We start from the raw sequence: 16,514 nt of genomic DNA, 5'->3' as shown, positions 1-16,514 counted from the left end.
GTACGTTCTGGAGTACCGTTGTTATATTGATATTACGTAAGGCATAAAATGAAACTTGTTCAGAATAGACAATTTCTTGTTTGAAAAAGACAGGTTTTAATTTGATCTAAAAGAAGGTATCGTTTAATTTATAGTAATTATTGATGCGGCAGGATTGCTTGATCAATGTGTAAAAAATAACGAGATGAATAAAACAGATGAGTCTTATGGAAAAGACTTTAACTATGCAGAGACAGGGTAGATAAAAATTGGCTTGAAATTTGCTTTATAAAAGCAAGGCCATATTTTTTGACATCTTGTGTAGTCGTATAAGGGATTAAATTACCATGAATCATTATCAGTCATTAAATCCGATTCATTATTCAACTCAAGATATACATGCATCTGAACGCTTTGAATACTGGAATGATGTGGTGTTACGGCACTGCATCCCCGCCCAAAGCAAGCCTGAAGATAAAAGAAATTTTAATGGCGAATTAAATGTGCGTCACGTAGGTTTGATTGACATTTGTACAGTTTCATCAACTATGCACTTTTGGGAGCGTACAGAAAAACATTTACGTACTGGCCCAAATGATGACTTATGGCTTGGATTTATGGAAGATGGAAATGGAGAGCTGGTTCAGGGAGGACGTGGCACAAAATATCAAAACAACAGCTTGATGCTTTACGATGCAGCACAAACATTCAAGTTTAATTTGTCAGGTCAAAAAAATCATCTCATTCGAATTCCCCGCCATTTATTGGCAAACCGAGTGCCCAATATTGAGCAATTAACAGCTCAGGTTTTAGATGAAAGCCGACCTGGTATTATTCCTTTACGTGAAATGTTACGTCAATCTGTGGATGCGACTTATGATTTTAGCAATATAGATTTTGCTGAACGCTTTACCAAATCAGCTTTAGAATTATTGGTATTAAGTCTGGAAGTACAAGATCTAAGCAAAGTAGCGATTGAACGAGACTTGTATAGCAAGGCCATGAATTTTATTTTAAGACATCTATGTGACCCAGAATTAAACTTAGAAAAAGTCGCCCAAGCCCACTGTGTATCAGTACGTACATTAAGTCGAGCGTTTGCCAGACATCAGAAAACAGTCATGTCTGTCATTTGGTCTGAAAGACTTAATGCAAGCCGTGAAGCATTGAAAAGTGGTAGAGTCACCAGTGTATCAGAAGCAGCGCTAGACTATGGTTTTACTGATTTTTCACATTTTAGCCATGCATTTAAAAAAGCCTTTGGCATTTCACCAAGAGAAGATTTTAAAAAATTGAGTAGTAGTTAAGTTTGGGTTAATGATTAAGCATTTGCTGGATTGTTTATAAAGTTGCTTATTGATATACCAAGATTAAAGAAATGTGCCCAAAAATGTGCATGTGCTCTTGTTGTTGGCGAAGATATCTTATTTTGTTGCATATTTAATCCAAAAGATATGCTGGGAAGATAGTTGCATAAGTATAAGAGCACTATTTTTGTATCTAGGCAGCTAATTGCAAGCACAAACTAAGCTTAACTGAGCAAGTGCTTGATAACGCAATAAAAAATACTAATTGTATTAAGAATCACTGATTTAAAAATTCTTCATATGGCAAATGCTAAGGTTGATACTGTTGGCCTATAAATCTCCAATATCTGTTCACCAATCTGTAATCAGACGATCCAGCATATTCATGTTGTATCAACATCCAAGTTAAGTTGAATACTTGATGTGAAAAGACTATAAATTATATTGTTTTCTATATCGCCATAAGGTCGTACGCCCGATTCCTAATGCTTTAGCGGTTAAAGCTAAATCATAGTGATATTTTATGAGTGTTTCTTGAATCAAGTGATAAGTAAATTTTCCATACTTTGGAAAGTGTTCGCTAATAGATTTTGATGATTGCACAGAATAATCTTCTAAATTATATATTTCATCAGGTAAGTCATGAACATCAATTGCTGAGGGATGATCTGTCATGGTGAGTGCATAGAGTAAAGTGTTCTTAAGTTCACGTACATTGCCTGGCCAGTCGTAATTAAGCAAAACTTCAAGTGCAGCCTGAGTCAACGCGGGTTTAGAGGTCGAATCATGGTGTTGTTGATCAAGAATATACTGAGCGATATGAGCAATATCTTCTTTACGCTCACGTAGAGGTGGAACAAAAATTGGAATCACGCGTAAACGATAGAGTAAATCTTGACGAAAATTTCCAACTTTTGCTTCTTCTCTTAAGGCACGATGCGTTGCAGTCACAATACGTACATTAGATTTGATCGCATATTCTCCACCCAATGGGGTAAATTCTCCAGCTTCCAAAACACGTAATAATTTGGCTTGTAAAGCCATTGGAATTTCTGCAATTTCATCTAGAAAAAGTGTACCGCCTTTGGCGCGTTCAAACACACCTTTATGCTCACGGATTGCACCTGTAAATGCACCTTTAACATGTCCAAAAAGCTCACTTTCAAGAATATTCTCATTTAAAGCCGCACAATTGACCGCAATAAATACCTCATTTTTACGGTGACTCAAATCATGAATGGCACGCGCCACAAGTTCTTTGCCACTGCCAGATTCTCCTCGAACCAATACTGGAAACTCAGTTATGGCAACTTTTTTTATAATTGAAAACATATGCTGCATTTTAGCAGATTCACTATGGAACCTTGATTGAAGTTCGATATGCTGTTTCATTATATGTTTCAAAAATAGAATATTTAGTTTTAAATTATGGAACAAATTAAACAATTAGCAATTATAAATTTCAATGAATTGATATAAATATTTGATTTTATTTTATATAAAAATAATGCTCTACATTGGCATTTTATTTGCAAAATATGAATATAGAAATCTGAGTTTATGTATTCGGCAATCAATCAAGAGGTTTGAGGCTTTTGAGCAGCATATATTTTTTGACTTACATGGATAAACATTAACATGTGGATACTCGTACTCGAAGGTTCAGTGATTGGCTTGCTGCTTGGCATGACTGGAGCAGGCGGTGGAATATTAGCAGTTCCAGCATTGATGCTGAGTCAAGGCTGGACTGTTAGTCAAGCGGCACCCGTAGGCCTTTTGGCTGTAACGTTGGCAGCAATGCTAGGTGCAAGTGAAGGCTTAATTAAAAAAATGGTGCGTTACAAAGCAGCGATCTGGATCGCCTTATTTAGTATTCCATTTGCGAGGTATGGGGTTCATCTTGCTGGATTAGTATCTGCATTTTGGTTGACAATCGCCTTTTGTGTTGTCATGTTAATTGTTGCCTATCGTGTGTTTTTTAATAAGTTACACGATGTTCAAAATCCGCCTTGTAAGATCAATCCATCTACTGGACAGTTTATCTGGAATCTGCAAACAGCTTTGGTATTAGGTGGTTTAGGAATGATGGCTGGATTACTTACTGGGTTGTTGGGTGTTGGTGGTGGTTTTGTCATTGTGCCTGCGCTTAGAAAAGTGACTAATCTAAATATGCAAAGTATTGTGGCTACCTCGCTAATGATCATTTTTTTAGTAGGCGGAGTAAGTATTGCAATTCATGCAGTGAATGGATTCGATTATCCCTTAGAGATCACCATGGGTTTTATTGGAGCATGTATGCTGGGTATGCTCTGTGGACGCTTAATCAGTCGGTCAATTCAGGTGCAAACTGTACAGCGTATTTTTGCACTGGTCGTATTCGTTATTGCCATTTACTTACCTTTTTCTACTTAATTGGGGTTCTTAAATCGTTCTCAAATTATTTCGCAAAACAAAGATTATCTTAATTGTGTCACCCAACAACGTGCCACAATTAATGAAATTTCTTTATATATAATAAATGAGTAGTCCTTGATCAGTATCAATGCCTGTTTTCACGCTTTATTCACACCTGAATACGCTATTTTAGAGATATTAAAGAAATAAAAGGTGTTCTCTATGAAAGCTACTGATCATTCTATTATTTTTTCTAGTTTGATTGCCTGTGCGAGCTTATTCAGTTCTTTTGCTTTACAAGCCGAAAGTCCCATGCCAAAAGCAGTTGAACAGATTGACGTAAACAAGTATGCAGGTCAATGGTACGAAATTGCACACTTCCCGATGTATTTTCAGCGTAAATGCGTGAGTGATACGACCGCAAATTATGCAGTGAATTCGGATAAAACAATTGCAGTACTGAATAGCTGCCGTACCAAAACAGGTAAAATGATCAGCTCGCAAGGGGTGGCTTATTCTCAAAATGCAGGAAATAGTCAGCTAAAAGTGAGTTTCTTACCGGCAGGTCTAAGATGGATCCCATTTACAAAAGGTGATTACTGGGTATTGCGAATAGATCCAGATTATCGTGTTGCACTGGTTGGTGGGCCATCGCACAAATATCTATGGATATTATCGCGAGATCCTCATATAGATGCATCGACTTATCAATCATATGTACAAACTGCGCGCGATTATGGGTATGACGTATCTAAACTGGTACAGACACCGCAGCACAAATAAGTATAAATCGAGTTGAACCGATTTGATTTTTCGGTTCAACTGGGGCATATGTTATGCTTCACATAAAATTCATATCGCATATCTTAAAATCATAATAAAAGAAATGCAGCAGACCGAGAAAATCAATGCCTAAATTTTTTCTACGATGGATCGATAGCTGGTCAAATTTAAACCATACGCAAGTATCGACGCAAGTGTATTCTTCACAACCTCAACGGATACAGTGGCTGCGTATTATCCCATTTATTGTGTTGCATATTGCCTGTCTAGCTGTGTTCTGGATCGGATTTTCCTGGTTTGCGATCTTCTTCATGTTGGGTTTTTATGTCATTCGCATGTTTGCAATTACTGCTTTTTTTCATCGTTATCTTTCCCACAAAACTTTTCAAACTTCGCGTCCAGTTCAGTTCTTATTTATTCTGATTGGTACAATGAGTGCTCAAAGAGGACCATTATGGTGGGCTGCGCATCATCGTTATCATCATCGATTTACTGATACAGATCAGGATCCGCATTCATCTACCAAAGGGTTTTGGTATAGTCACGTCGGATGGTTTTTGAATGAAGAAAATTTTGCGATTCGAAAGTCAATTATTAAAGACTGGCTCAAATACCCAGAACTGATATGGTTAGACCGTTTTAGCTTGCCTGTGGTTTTAGCAACGGCTTTTGCTATCTATGCTTTGGGCGAGGTTTTAGCGATTTATGCACCACAACTTAAAACCAATGGATTGCAACTTCTGGTGTGGGGTTTTGTAGTGTCAACCGTTTTATTAACTCACGCTACATTGTGTATAAATTCACTGGCGCATCGTTATGGTTCAAAAGATTTTGAAACAGATGATCAAAGTCGCAATAACTTTTTCTTATCGATTATTACCTTAGGTGAGGGCTGGCATAATAATCATCATTTCTACGCAGGCAGTACCCGACAAGGATTTTTCTGGTGGCAGATTGATGTGACTTATTATTTGCTCAAAATTATGTCGTGGTGTGGGTTGGTGTGGGCAATCAAACCAGTTCCAGAGCGAATTTATACCAGTTCAAAAAAATCAAATTCATTAAAAGATAAAAAAATTAATATTACCAATATTTAAGGCGAGGAAACTTAATGAAGATTGCCATTGTGGGCTCTGGTATTTCTGGTATGTACGCTGCGTGGAAGCTCTCGAAACATCATCAGGTGACGATTTTCGAGAAGAATCACTATTTCGGCGGGCATACAGATACGCACGATTTGTTCATTGATGGCAAACATGTGGCCGTCGATAGCGGGTTCATTGTATTTAATCAATATAATTATCCACTATTTAGCAAGATGCTGGCACAACTAGGCGTTTCTTCGCAACATAGTGATATGAGTTTTTCGGTTAATAATCAAATTACGGGTCTGCAATACAATCCTTCAAAAAAATGGTCTTTGCTCACCCGACCTCAGAATTTTATAAATCAAACATTTCGCATCATGATCAAAGATTTACTACGATTTTATGAAAATAATAAAACCATTGATGTAGACAAGCTTGATTCTGATATGACCATTGAAGATTATTTAAACAAAAATGATTATTCTCAGGCATTTCGTCGTGAACATTTGTATCCAATGTGTGGGGCACTTTGGTCTAGCCCAGTCGAGCAAGTCGGGCAAATTCCATATAAGTTTGTAATTCGCTTTTTTCAGCATCATCGTATGTTGCAGCTCAAAGATCGTCCACAATGGCAAACAGTGAAACATGGTTCCGCCAGTTATATCAGTGCAATTCAAGCACAATGTCCCTCGATAAAATGGCAAAATGCGCAGGTAAAAGGTGTACAAAGATTTGATGATCATGTGCTGATTGAAACTGATCAGCAGCAGCAATCATTTGATTGGGTAATTTTTGCGACTCATGCAGATGACACTTTGTCGATATTAAAAGACCCCACAACGCTGGAGCAGGACATTCTTGAGAAGTTTGGTTATCAAAATAATCGAATGGTGGTTCATACAGATCAGTCGATTATGCCTAAATCCCGTTCTCAGTGGGCGAGCTGGCATGTTCATGTAACGCGAGATCGGCAGATACAGCATCAGGCTCATTATGGGTTTACTTACTGGATGAACACTTTGCAGAATTTATCTTGTAAAACCCAGATATTTTCAACACTTAATCCCAATATGCCAATTGACCCAAAACGTATATTAGTTGAGCGGCATTATCGACATCCTGTATTTGATTCAATGGCCATACAATCACAGTCACGCTGGCAAGAAATTAATGGATTACAGCGCAGCTCATTTTGTGGTGCTTACTGGGGCTGGGGGTTCCATGAAGATGGCGCGCGTAGTTCGGAGCGTGTCGTTCAGCATTTACAGCAATATACTGATTAGTATCCGGAGGCAATGATGTTATTGACTCCACTTGCTTTTGCCCCAGCCCAAATCCGACATCGGCGTTTTTTGCCTAAGGCACATCACTTTGAGGCCAAACTCACTTATCTATGGTTTGATCCAGACCAGATTGAAAAAAAATCAAAATCCTGTTTATTCTGGTCGACCTCTCGCTGGAATCTTTTAAAGATTACAGCATCTGATTTTTTGAGGATGTATAGCGGAAGTATTCGGGAAAAAGTCAAAAAAGCTGTCTTGCAGCATGCGAATACGTTTATTGCCTCGCATTGGCAAATTCGAGTTATGGCTTTACCACGCTGCTTAGGATTTCGCTTCAATTCTGTGGTGTTTTATTTTGTATTGGATGAACATGGCAAACTTCAATTTATTTTGAGTGAGATTACCAATACGCCTTGGAATGAACGTACGGTGTATGTACATGATTGTCGTGAGGCATTACAAATCATTGGAGATTATCAAAGTTTTGAGTTTGATTTTGATAAAGCGTTTCATGTGTCTCCATTTATGCCAATGCAGCTTGGTTATTGTTGGAAATTTAGCTTTTCAGAGTCCCAAAATATAATTCACATGCAGCTTTATCAGCAACACGCATTGATGTTTGATGCCACAATGCGTTTTCACCTTGAACCCATCACGTTTCCTTCACAGCAGTATCGCTATGCTTTTCAATATAGTATGGAGCCTATAAAGATGCTGTTTTCTATTTATGTGCAGGCTTTTCGGCTTTGGCAAAAAAAGATTCCATTCTATCGTCACCCCAAGAAAAATAAGGATGCATAAGCGATGATTAAAACATTTCTTTACGGTGAGCAAGATGCATTACCACTTTGGTTAAGAAGCCTGTTAAAAATTCAGCATGGCCAGATTACGTTTCGCGGTGCATGGCAGGGTACGGTTGGTGAAGCTTCCGATTTACATGCAATTATTGATGTACATAATCCTGCGCTAATGCAACTTATCTTTAAAAACGGTGTATTGGGTGCCGCGGAAGGTTATATCCGTGGTGACTGGACCACCGAACAACTGGTTGAGTTGATTCAAATCTTGTCACGTAATCGTGACGTCATGGATAAACTCAACCAGAATGTGGTGGCGCAAGCCAGTCAGGCGGTCTTAAAAGTCTGGTATAAATCTCGTCAAAATTCGCTGAGTGGTAGTCAAAAAAACATTGCCGATCACTATGACCTCAGTAATGACTTTTTTAAGTTGTTTCTGGATGAATCAATGATGTATTCCAGTGCGATATTTGAAAATGACAGCATGTCGTTGGAAGCAGCATCAGATCTAAAAAAAGAACGTATTTGTCAAAAATTACAATTAAAACCACTGGATCATTTGGTGGAAATTGGAAGTGGGTGGGGCGGATTTGCAATTTACGCTGCACAAAATTATGGTTGTCAGGTGACCACGATTACCATTTCACAGGCTCAATACGATGAAGCAGTAGCCAGAGTGAACGCAGCAGGTTTAAGTCATCGAGTAAATGTTCAATTAAAAGATTATCGATTACTTGAAGGAAAATTTGACAAACTGGTTTCCATCGAAATGATTGAGGCTGTTGGTGAGCAGTATCTGCCGACTTATTTTAATCAATGCCGAAATTTATTAAAGCCACACGGTTTGGCATTAATACAAGCCATTACCATTGAAGATGCGCGCTATCAAAAAGCACTTAACACAGTAGACTTTATCAAACGCTATATTTTTCCAGGAAGTTTTATTCCCTCAATTAGTGTACTGACTCAACGGGCATCAGAGCAAAAATTACGTCTCAAGCAACTGGATGATATTGGACTAAGTTACGCCAAAACCTTACATCATTGGCGAGAACGGTTTCTTGCTCAGAAAGATCAAGTGCTTGCACTGGGTTTTGATGAAAACTTTATCCGTATGTGGGACTTTTATCTGTGTTACTGCGAGGGTGGCTTTAAAGAAGGTGTGATTAGTGATGTCCACATGCTGTTTGAAGCAAGTGCCTATTGATCATCATAAAAGATAGGATAAAGGAGAGAGGCGATGTTATGGAATTTGGTCATCCTGAATTTAGCTATGATGTTGATCAGTTGGCTCATCGCCACCTTTAATCGCCGTGTGGGTATTGTGGATGTTACATGGGCGTTTTGTATTGCTGTAAATGTCGTGTTAAGTGCATGGCTGATTGAATCCGCACCTGTTTCTATCCGAATCTTTATTGGTGTATTCAGTGGCGCGTGGTTCTTGCGTTTGAGTTGGCATTTATTGAGGCGCTATCTTGGTGAGACCGAAGAAGACCGACGTTATGCCAATATGCGACAAGCCATGGGGAAATTTCAGCATATTGGTTTTTTACTGTTTTTTATCTTTCAGGCAGGACTAGCATGGTTGTTTTTTCTTCCAATGTGGCTATTACTGAACGCCAATGAATCGCAATGGTCAAATTGGACAGGTGCGTTAATGCTGATTGCAGGCGCAATCATGTTGATCGCATTTTGTGGAGAGGTTGTTGCCGATCAGCAACTTTATCGCTTTAAACAAGATAAACATAATCATGGCAAAACTATGGATCAGGGTTTATGGCGATATTCCCGACATCCTAATTATTTTTTTGAATGGCTGCACTGGTTTGCCTATCCTGTTCTTGGTCTGGCAGCAGAGCAATATGTACTCTGGATTTATCCAGCACTGATGTGGTTATTTTTATATTACGTGACAGGCATTCCATTTAGTGAACAACAAGCGCTAAAAAATCGCGGACAAAATTATCGTGATTATCAGCAAAGAACATCAATGTTTATTCCACGAAAACCAAAACAATAGGCAGGCATACATTATGGAATTTATTATTCAGCAGTCGCTCAAGCTGGTCGAAAGTGGTTTGGTGCCTGATCAGGCAATTCGTACCGCAATTCGAGCATTGAGTAAAAAACGTTTAATTCAGGAAGGTCGTTACGACCCAGAGCAAGCGGCACAGCGCTATATGGATGTGCTCACCATGCTTAAAAATAGTGAAATTGCCATTGAAACAGACAAAGCCAATGAACAGCATTATGAGTTACCTACCGAATTTTTTCAGACTGTACTCGGCAAGCGTCTAAAATATAGTGCGTGCTATTTTCCTCACGCCAAAACCACACTAGATGAGGCAGAAGAATTTTCATTACAGCTTTATAGTGAACGTGCCAAGCTTCAAAATGGTCAGAAGGTTTTAGAGTTAGGGTGTGGTTGGGGGTCATTTACCTTATGGATGGCAGAGCATTATCCGCAATCTCACATTACCGGTGTTTCCAATTCTGCTACCCAGCGTCAGCACATTCTCGAACAAGCGCAACAACGTGGGCTAAGTAATATCGAGATTGTCACTTGCGATGTCAACGTTCTTGAATTACAAAATGGTCATTTTGATCGGGTGGTATCGGTCGAAATGTTTGAGCATGTACGGAACTATCAGCGCTTATTTGAAAAAATACAAAACTGGCTGAAGCCAGAAGGTTTATTATGGTGTCATATTTTTTGCCACAGATTTTTGCATTATCCTTTTGAAATTAAGAACGAATATGATTGGATGTCAAAATATTTCTTTACAGGCGGATTAATGCCAGCAGTGTCTACATTTTTACATTTTCAACAGCATTTAGAATTGACCCAACAATGGCAATGGTCTGGAGAACATTATGAAAAAACGGCCAATGCATGGTTAAATAACATGGATACGCATGAAGCCCAGCTCAAGCCATTGTTTGAAAAAATTTATGCAAAAGACGCTGATGCTTGGTGGCAACGCTGGCGTATTTTTTTCATGGCCTGTGCAGAACTGTTTGGTTTGGAACAAGGACAGGAATGGGTCATTGGTCACTTCTTGTTTAAAAAGAAAGTGATTATAAGTTAAATTAAAATTTAACTGAAACAGTAAGGAAGTATTGATTACGATATGTTGAAACCCCACCGCAATGATTCTTCAGGCCACCGTGTAGCGGAAATCTTTAATCGTTACTATTGGCTGCAAATTGCTTTAATTGCCTTATCGATTGTGGTGGGATTGGCGTGTAGTGCGTGGGTAATTAAGGGGTCTTTACTCAAGACAGCGCTTGAGCAGGAAATGGAGCATTATTGGTTACGCATAGAGCGTAATCCAAAAGCAGATTTACCCGATACTAAAAATCTTTATGGCTATCGATGGAATGGCGCGCAAACACCTTTACGGTTTCAAGATATGCATTTGAAAACAGGTGTTCATCGTATTTTTATTGATGGTAAAGAGCGCATGACCGTATATGGTGAAAAAAGTGGTCAACATGTGTTGCTCGTATTTGGCGAAAGTAATGTCAACAAACTGGTGTGGTTATTTGGCCTTGCGCCGCTCATGTTTAGTTTATTTGTCTTGTATAGCTTTTTATGGTGGTCAAACCGTCGTGCAAAACGCTATTTTTCACCGATCACCCGTTTGGCTAATACCTTAGAGCAAATTGACTGGACACATCAAGATAAACAGGATTCTCTATTTTCTGATATCAGCACCAATGGCAATATGGAGGCTGAATACCTTAAAGCAGCACTGGAAAAATATCATCAGGTACTTAGCCAGTTTATTCGCCGTGAACGCGAATTTACAGGAGATGTGAGTCATGAACTTAGAACGCCACTCACTATTTTGAAAGGGAATGTACAGTTATGCCAGACACGTTATGGACATGATAAAGCTCTTACCCGAATTCATAATACCATTGAGGATATGCAGCTCTTAGTCGATACCTTACTGGCGATTGCTCGAAATACTGTGGAGAATCTGAATGCCGAGCAATATTTGCTATCAAAAATTATTCATGACCTGATAATAGATCTTGAGCCCATTAGTCAAGCTAAAGGAATTGATACCCAGATTCAGCATGATGTGGAAGAACAGCCTCGTTGGTTATATCCGTCCATGACTCAAATGGTGTTTGGTAATATTCTTCGAAATGCTCTCAATTACTCTCAAGGAAAGAGCATTGATATTGTTCTTCAAAAAAACAGTATTTTGATTGCCGACGATGGAATCGGTCTGAATTTACCAGAAGATGTTAAAGTGAAGGCATTGAATGAGTCTCAGCTTGATGTGAATGTAAAAGGTCATGGCATTGGACTACAGCTCGTACAAAAGCTATGCAAACAACTCAATTGGCGGGTTGAGCTGTTTGATCGTGAATATTATTTATCTACGCATTCGGAATTAAATCTTGCACATACCACAGGATTGATCGTGGTGGTCTATCTCTGCTAAATATTGTATAAGCTCAAGAGTCCAACGCAATTTTTAAACCTACACCAGAGACCGTATGCAGCAATTTTTGTTGAAACGGTTTATCGATCATTTTACGTAAATTATAGATATGACTACGTAAGGCATCACTTTCTGGCTCTTCTTCGCCCCAAAGTTCCATAATAAGTTCCTGTTTGGTAATAACTTTGGGCGAATGGCGCATCAGGATTTTCAATAATTTAAATTGTATCGGGGGCAGTTCGATAGTTTGCCCCATTCGGGTTAAAGTTTGAGTCGAGGTATCTAATACAAGATCGTGAATCTTGAGCTGAGTGTTAGACACTTCACCTGAAGCGCGTTTGATGAGCGCACGAATACGGGCAACCAGTTCATTAAAATCAAAAGGTTTGACCAAGTAATCGTCAGCACCTGCTGAGAAACCTTTAAGTTTATCACCGACAGTATCTCGGGCTGTCAGCATCAATACAGGCAAATCCAGTCCTTGCTCGACACGTAACCAGTCACATAGACTATATCCTGAACCATCAGGTAAATTGATGTCTAAAAGTAATAAATGATAAGGCTGTGATTTTAATCGCGTGCGGGCTGCATCTAAATTGCGCGCATGATCAACGACATAACCATGTGTTTCCAGAAATTCACATACCGTTGCAGCTAGTTCGAAATGATCTTCGACAATAAGAATAAAATGCTGACCCATAACTTAATCTTTTATCTCATCAGTTTAGTAGTTGTTGTTTTAACTTAACATTAAATGGAGTACTGCCAAACCAGATTTTAAAGTAATGATTTGCATGAGCGTCACGAATAGAACCCAGCAACTTCTGATTCAGGATTAAATCAAGTTTTTGATTATCTTGGTGATATGAGAGGCTATAGGTATCACCAGATTTTACGGGTTTGTACAATGCCGTGACTTGGTTAAGTGCTGATTGATTATTAAAATCGGCAATATTCTTTTTCAAATAATAAGTTGCAGCTTTTTTAAAGGCCCATTCTGGAATATCGTGGGTATAATGAAAATCAAGACGGATGTCCTGATTTTCCCAGGATTTCTCGCAGTCCTCAGCAAAATAAGTCACTTTCCCAACATTCTTGAGCGTCACGATCAAAGGTGCCGTACTACACTGTTTAAGTGGATTTGCCAAGGCGGAGTGGCTAGATAGCAATAACAGACTAGCCGTAGCCGTGATCAAGACTTTTTGAATGGTAATACCCATTTATATGCTCCTCCAAATACTGGCAGTGAACGGTACAATCCATTTGCTGGATCCCAAAAGTCTTGCTGGAAGATAATTTGTCGTTGAGAGTTAACTTTGATTTCGCTGATTCCGTAAGAATCCATGGTTTTGGTGCTGCCAAACATTTTAAAGTCATAAGCCATATGCCAGTGAATGTAAGCAGAATCGTCATGGTAAGTTGCACTAAGCAATTTAACATTAACATTACTGACCCGTTTATTCATGCCTTCAAAGTGCTTGATCAATTCTTGCTTGTTTGAAAACTGTGACAAAGTATCATTAATATAAAGTTGATCTGCATATAGGTGGGCAGCATTACTGACAAAAGCGGGTGTACCTAAGGTATTAAAAGCTGCAACAAAACGCGAACCAATATCTGAGGCTTGTTGCGTATCTAGCACTATGCCTTTGGTTTGCTGACGTGCTTTTGCATAATCGGCAGAATAACTTGGCATGCTTTTACATGCGGTCAGACTGAATATTGTTATTGTTGATAAAGCTAATGTGGTAATGGTTTTCATCATGGATGTTACCCTTTGATTTATCTTTTATCCGTCATAATTTAAATTAAAGGGTGTGAACTCAGTGTGAAATTCGCTTTCAAGTATGATTATTAATCGTCTTGAGGGTGTAATGGTGTGTCTAGCGTAAGTTGATAAAATGCTGCATCTAACCAACGCCCAAATTTAAATCCAGCTTGTTGAATTGTACCAGAGTGTATGAATCCCAGTTTCTGATGCAATTGAATACTTGCAACATTCGTGGCATCGATACAGCCAACCATCACATGAACCTCGCTTTCTACAGCTCGTTTGATCAGTTCATTCATCAAGTGTTTACTCAACCCTAATCCACGATAATCTTTGTGTATGTAGACACTATGTTCAACGGTGTATTTATACGCTGGAAATGCTCTAAATGATCCCCAACTTGCGAAGCCAAGAAGTTGACCAACTTCATTTACTGCACCAATAATAGGAAAGTTATTTTGTCTTTTAGTGGCAAACCATGCTGCCATGCTTTCTTTACTACGTGGTTTATAGTCATACAAGGCAGTTGAGTTGATAATGGCATCATTTAAAATCTCTAAGATTTCTAACGCATGTTGATCTTCTGTACATTCAACAAAACGAAATAAGGTTGTAGTGGATGGAGAAAACATGCCAGAAAAGTCCTAATTAAAATAAATGCGATTAAACGTAATTTTCAGCTACATCATTTAAGCAGAGGGATTTGCAATGGCTAGAATGTAGCGCGTGCTGGTCGGGTGAGGATTACTAAATATAATTGGACCTTCTAAATCCATAGCCAAACAATCACCTGTACTTAAATGAAAGGTACATCCAGCGACTAAAATCGTCATACAACCACTAATGATCCAGATTTGTTGCTTTTGCACAGAATGTCGAATTGGAGTTTCAAAGGTGACTTTAGCGAATGCTGGAAAATCGACTTCAATAAGTTGAATGGGTGATTCAACGCCTAAAGGCGATATAACACGTCTGGTATAACCTGATTCGGGATCTGTCCACACAGGCTGTTCAGAATAGCGAGTATATGGTTGGGTTTTTAAATCACTTGTTTGAATATTAAATAAGCTTACAAGTGTGATATCTAATGCTACAGCAAGTTTTTCTAAAACTACGGCTGTCGGGTTGGTTGTTGCACGCTCAATCATTGAAATCATCGCGCGACTTACATGACTACGATTTGCGAGTTCATCTAGCGTATAGCCTCGCTCCAAGCGAAGCTGTTTAATACGCTGTGAGAGGTGTTGATTTATATCCATCAGCTATAAGAGAAAGTTTTTTCTATTATACTATAATTTTTTCTTCTATATTGGAATTTTTTTGAAATTTTAATTCTTCATATGAATATTCTATTAAAAATTTTTTATAAAAAAGTATTTTAATAGAATTAAAATTATATTTTCTAGTCATTATTTAAAATAATCATTAAAAATTATAAACATACTGTATCGTTTTTATTTTTACTTTTTTATTTTTTCATGTTATTTTTCACATTTATTTTATAAAAAATTGAATGATTTTTTATAAAATAAATAAATAATTTTTCTGTTGTTGTGATATGGTTTGCTTTAATTATTTTAAAATAATCATGATGACTAATTTTTTATTAAAATGTGTAATGCTTATGTTTTTTTAGGATATTTCTTGTGTTTTTTTTGGTAAAAATTTCTTTTTAATAATAATTCACATGAAATATACAGTGAGTAAATTTTAAGTTGCTGATAAAATTAATAAATATTTGTTTAATGTATTTTGCTTTCAGTTGTTTTTAGTGTAAAATTATCATATAAGTTTTTGATATATATTAAAATTATTTTTTTATGCCATTGATTTTTTCTTTAAATATTTGTTTTTTATCTCTCAAATTATTTTGTTAAAAATATTTATATGTTTTTTATGTTAAAAACATATAAATATTATGAAGTGATTTTTATATTGAATTTAATATTGTGTTAATAAAATTAAAATATGCAATTAACTTATAATAACGATAAAAAATAGAATTGTTTTTGGGGATGCATTGAGTGAATTTATAAATTTAAAACACTCTCTATTACTTTATTTTTAAAATTCAAGGCTGATTGTACGTATGAAAAAAATTGACACGACTTTTAAAAAAACCACTTTGGGGGTTTATATTTTAGCAGCTACGCTATCTTCTGTAACTTTTGCGGATAACTTAGCTTTAGGAAACGGTGCAACAAATACTAAAGGTATAGATAATGCAGTCGCGATTGGTGATTCTGCATTAGCGAGTCAAACTGGCGCAGTGGCATTGGGTGCAGGTAGTAACACTGCAACTAATGCTACAGCTGCTAGTGATGTTACTATTAAAGATGGAAATGGTAACGATATTACAATTTCGGCAAGTCAGTTTGCAGGAAATAGCAATATTGATTCAGGTGATCAGGTTTCAGTGGGTAGTGTTGGAAATGAACGTCAGATCAAAAATGTCGCAGCAGGTGAAGTGAGTTCAACATCGACAGATGCTGTCAATGGTAGTCAGCTATATGCGGTTGCAGATACTTTAGCGAAAGAAATCAAAAATACTCAAACTGAAGTAACCGAAGGCAAAAATGTTACAGTGACCTCAACGACAGGCGCCAATGGTCAAACCGTGTATAACGTTGCCACCAAAGATGATGTTGACTT

At 37.7% G+C, this 16,514-nt stretch carries 15 protein-coding genes and 2 pseudogenes; 11 read left to right on the top strand and 6 right to left on the bottom strand.

Annotated features, from left to right (window positions below; genetic code table 11):
- The first annotated feature begins 326 nt into the window (after positions 1-326).
- Positions 327-1,286: an AraC family transcriptional regulator gene (locus F952_RS07310; protein WP_004925014.1), complete on the top strand. Its 960-nt coding sequence runs from the start codon at positions 327-329 to the stop codon at positions 1,284-1,286.
- Between the two features lie 432 nt (positions 1,287-1,718).
- Here the strand turns inward: F952_RS07310 and F952_RS07305 are convergent, their stop codons facing one another.
- Complete coding sequence (locus F952_RS07305; RefSeq protein WP_004925012.1) at positions 1,719-2,678, bottom strand: sigma-54 interaction domain-containing protein; 960 nt, start codon at positions 2,676-2,678, stop codon at positions 1,719-1,721.
- Between the two features lie 246 nt (positions 2,679-2,924).
- On the opposite strand from F952_RS07305, the gene F952_RS07300 reads away from it, so the two are divergent.
- From F952_RS07300 to F952_RS07260, 9 genes and pseudogenes are all read left to right on the top strand, one after another.
- On the top strand, positions 2,925-3,698 hold the full coding sequence (locus F952_RS07300; RefSeq protein WP_004925007.1) for a sulfite exporter TauE/SafE family protein: 774 nt from the start codon (positions 2,925-2,927) through the stop codon (positions 3,696-3,698).
- A gap of 204 nt (positions 3,699-3,902) precedes the next feature.
- Positions 3,903-4,463: a lipocalin family protein gene (locus F952_RS07295; RefSeq protein ID WP_004925004.1), complete on the top strand. Its 561-nt coding sequence runs from the start codon at positions 3,903-3,905 to the stop codon at positions 4,461-4,463.
- A gap of 125 nt (positions 4,464-4,588) precedes the next feature.
- Positions 4,589-5,535, top strand: a pseudogene (locus F952_RS07290) (acyl-CoA desaturase).
- Between the two features lie 39 nt (positions 5,536-5,574).
- A complete protein-coding gene (locus F952_RS07285) occupies positions 5,575-6,834 on the top strand; it encodes an NAD(P)/FAD-dependent oxidoreductase (RefSeq protein ID WP_004924998.1) in 1,260 nt (419 codons plus the stop codon).
- Between the two features lie 15 nt (positions 6,835-6,849).
- Entirely contained in the window at positions 6,850-7,635 is a 786-nt protein-coding gene (locus tag F952_RS07280; protein ID WP_004924995.1) for a DUF1365 domain-containing protein, read from the top strand.
- Positions 7,636-7,638: 3 nt separating this feature from the next.
- Complete coding sequence (locus F952_RS07275; RefSeq protein ID WP_004924994.1) at positions 7,639-8,838, top strand: SAM-dependent methyltransferase; 1,200 nt, start codon at positions 7,639-7,641, stop codon at positions 8,836-8,838.
- 33 nt (positions 8,839-8,871) lie between these two features.
- Complete coding sequence (locus tag F952_RS07270) at positions 8,872-9,651, top strand: DUF1295 domain-containing protein (RefSeq protein WP_004924992.1); 780 nt, start codon at positions 8,872-8,874, stop codon at positions 9,649-9,651.
- A gap of 13 nt (positions 9,652-9,664) precedes the next feature.
- Positions 9,665-10,720 (top strand): SAM-dependent methyltransferase, encoded by a 1,056-nt coding sequence (locus F952_RS07265; protein ID WP_004924989.1) that lies wholly within the window; start codon positions 9,665-9,667, stop codon positions 10,718-10,720.
- A 42-nt stretch (positions 10,721-10,762) separates the two neighbouring features.
- Positions 10,763-12,091, top strand: coding sequence for a sensor histidine kinase (locus F952_RS07260; RefSeq protein ID WP_004924986.1), 1,329 nt, complete (start codon positions 10,763-10,765; stop codon positions 12,089-12,091).
- A 13-nt stretch (positions 12,092-12,104) separates the two neighbouring features.
- On the opposite strand, the gene F952_RS07255 is transcribed toward F952_RS07260, so the two are convergent.
- From F952_RS07255 to F952_RS07235, 5 genes are all read right to left on the bottom strand, one after another.
- Positions 12,105-12,791, bottom strand: a complete 687-nt coding sequence (locus F952_RS07255; protein WP_004924983.1) for a response regulator transcription factor — start codon at positions 12,789-12,791, stop codon at positions 12,105-12,107.
- 19 nt (positions 12,792-12,810) lie between these two features.
- Positions 12,811-13,311 (bottom strand): chalcone isomerase family protein, encoded by a 501-nt coding sequence (locus F952_RS07250; RefSeq protein WP_004924980.1) that lies wholly within the window; start codon positions 13,309-13,311, stop codon positions 12,811-12,813.
- Positions 13,284-13,853, bottom strand: coding sequence for a nuclear transport factor 2 family protein (locus F952_RS07245; RefSeq protein ID WP_026056869.1), 570 nt, complete (start codon positions 13,851-13,853; stop codon positions 13,284-13,286). The genes F952_RS07250 and F952_RS07245 overlap by 28 nt, the downstream gene beginning before the upstream one ends.
- 92 nt (positions 13,854-13,945) lie before the next feature.
- Positions 13,946-14,494: a GNAT family N-acetyltransferase gene (locus F952_RS07240; RefSeq protein ID WP_004924975.1), complete on the bottom strand. Its 549-nt coding sequence runs from the start codon at positions 14,492-14,494 to the stop codon at positions 13,946-13,948.
- Positions 14,495-14,551: 57 nt separating this feature from the next.
- Complete coding sequence (locus F952_RS07235; RefSeq protein WP_004924972.1) at positions 14,552-15,121, bottom strand: helix-turn-helix domain-containing protein; 570 nt, start codon at positions 15,119-15,121, stop codon at positions 14,552-14,554.
- Between the two features lie 830 nt (positions 15,122-15,951).
- Here F952_RS07235 and F952_RS17150 point away from each other — a divergent pair.
- Positions 15,952-16,514 (top strand): annotated as a pseudogene (locus F952_RS17150) (hypothetical protein); the annotation flags it as partial.

It is taken from the genome of Acinetobacter baylyi DSM 14961 = CIP 107474 (assembly GCF_000368685.1).
Taxonomy (GTDB): domain Bacteria; phylum Pseudomonadota; class Gammaproteobacteria; order Pseudomonadales; family Moraxellaceae; genus Acinetobacter; species Acinetobacter baylyi.
This window is presented reverse-complemented; position numbering and strand designations above follow the sequence as displayed.

Coding starts and splice junctions, on each gene's coding strand:
- F952_RS07310 (WP_004925014.1), top strand. CDS start 327: ATGAATCATTATCAGTCATTAAATCCGATTCATTATTCAACTCAAGAT.
- F952_RS07305 (WP_004925012.1), bottom strand. CDS start 2,678: ATGAAACAGCATATCGAACTTCAATCAAGGTTCCATAGTGAATCTGCT.
- F952_RS07300 (WP_004925007.1), top strand. CDS start 2,925: ATGTGGATACTCGTACTCGAAGGTTCAGTGATTGGCTTGCTGCTTGGC.
- F952_RS07295 (WP_004925004.1), top strand. CDS start 3,903: ATGAAAGCTACTGATCATTCTATTATTTTTTCTAGTTTGATTGCCTGT.
- F952_RS07285 (WP_004924998.1), top strand. CDS start 5,575: ATGAAGATTGCCATTGTGGGCTCTGGTATTTCTGGTATGTACGCTGCG.
- F952_RS07280 (WP_004924995.1), top strand. CDS start 6,850: ATGTTATTGACTCCACTTGCTTTTGCCCCAGCCCAAATCCGACATCGG.
- F952_RS07275 (WP_004924994.1), top strand. CDS start 7,639: ATGATTAAAACATTTCTTTACGGTGAGCAAGATGCATTACCACTTTGG.
- F952_RS07270 (WP_004924992.1), top strand. CDS start 8,872: ATGTTATGGAATTTGGTCATCCTGAATTTAGCTATGATGTTGATCAGT.
- F952_RS07265 (WP_004924989.1), top strand. CDS start 9,665: ATGGAATTTATTATTCAGCAGTCGCTCAAGCTGGTCGAAAGTGGTTTG.
- F952_RS07260 (WP_004924986.1), top strand. CDS start 10,763: ATGTTGAAACCCCACCGCAATGATTCTTCAGGCCACCGTGTAGCGGAA.
- F952_RS07255 (WP_004924983.1), bottom strand. CDS start 12,791: ATGGGTCAGCATTTTATTCTTATTGTCGAAGATCATTTCGAACTAGCT.
- F952_RS07250 (WP_004924980.1), bottom strand. CDS start 13,311: ATGGGTATTACCATTCAAAAAGTCTTGATCACGGCTACGGCTAGTCTG.
- F952_RS07245 (WP_026056869.1), bottom strand. CDS start 13,853: ATGAAAACCATTACCACATTAGCTTTATCAACAATAACAATATTCAGT.
- F952_RS07240 (WP_004924975.1), bottom strand. CDS start 14,494: ATGTTTTCTCCATCCACTACAACCTTATTTCGTTTTGTTGAATGTACA.
- F952_RS07235 (WP_004924972.1), bottom strand. CDS start 15,121: ATGGATATAAATCAACACCTCTCACAGCGTATTAAACAGCTTCGCTTG.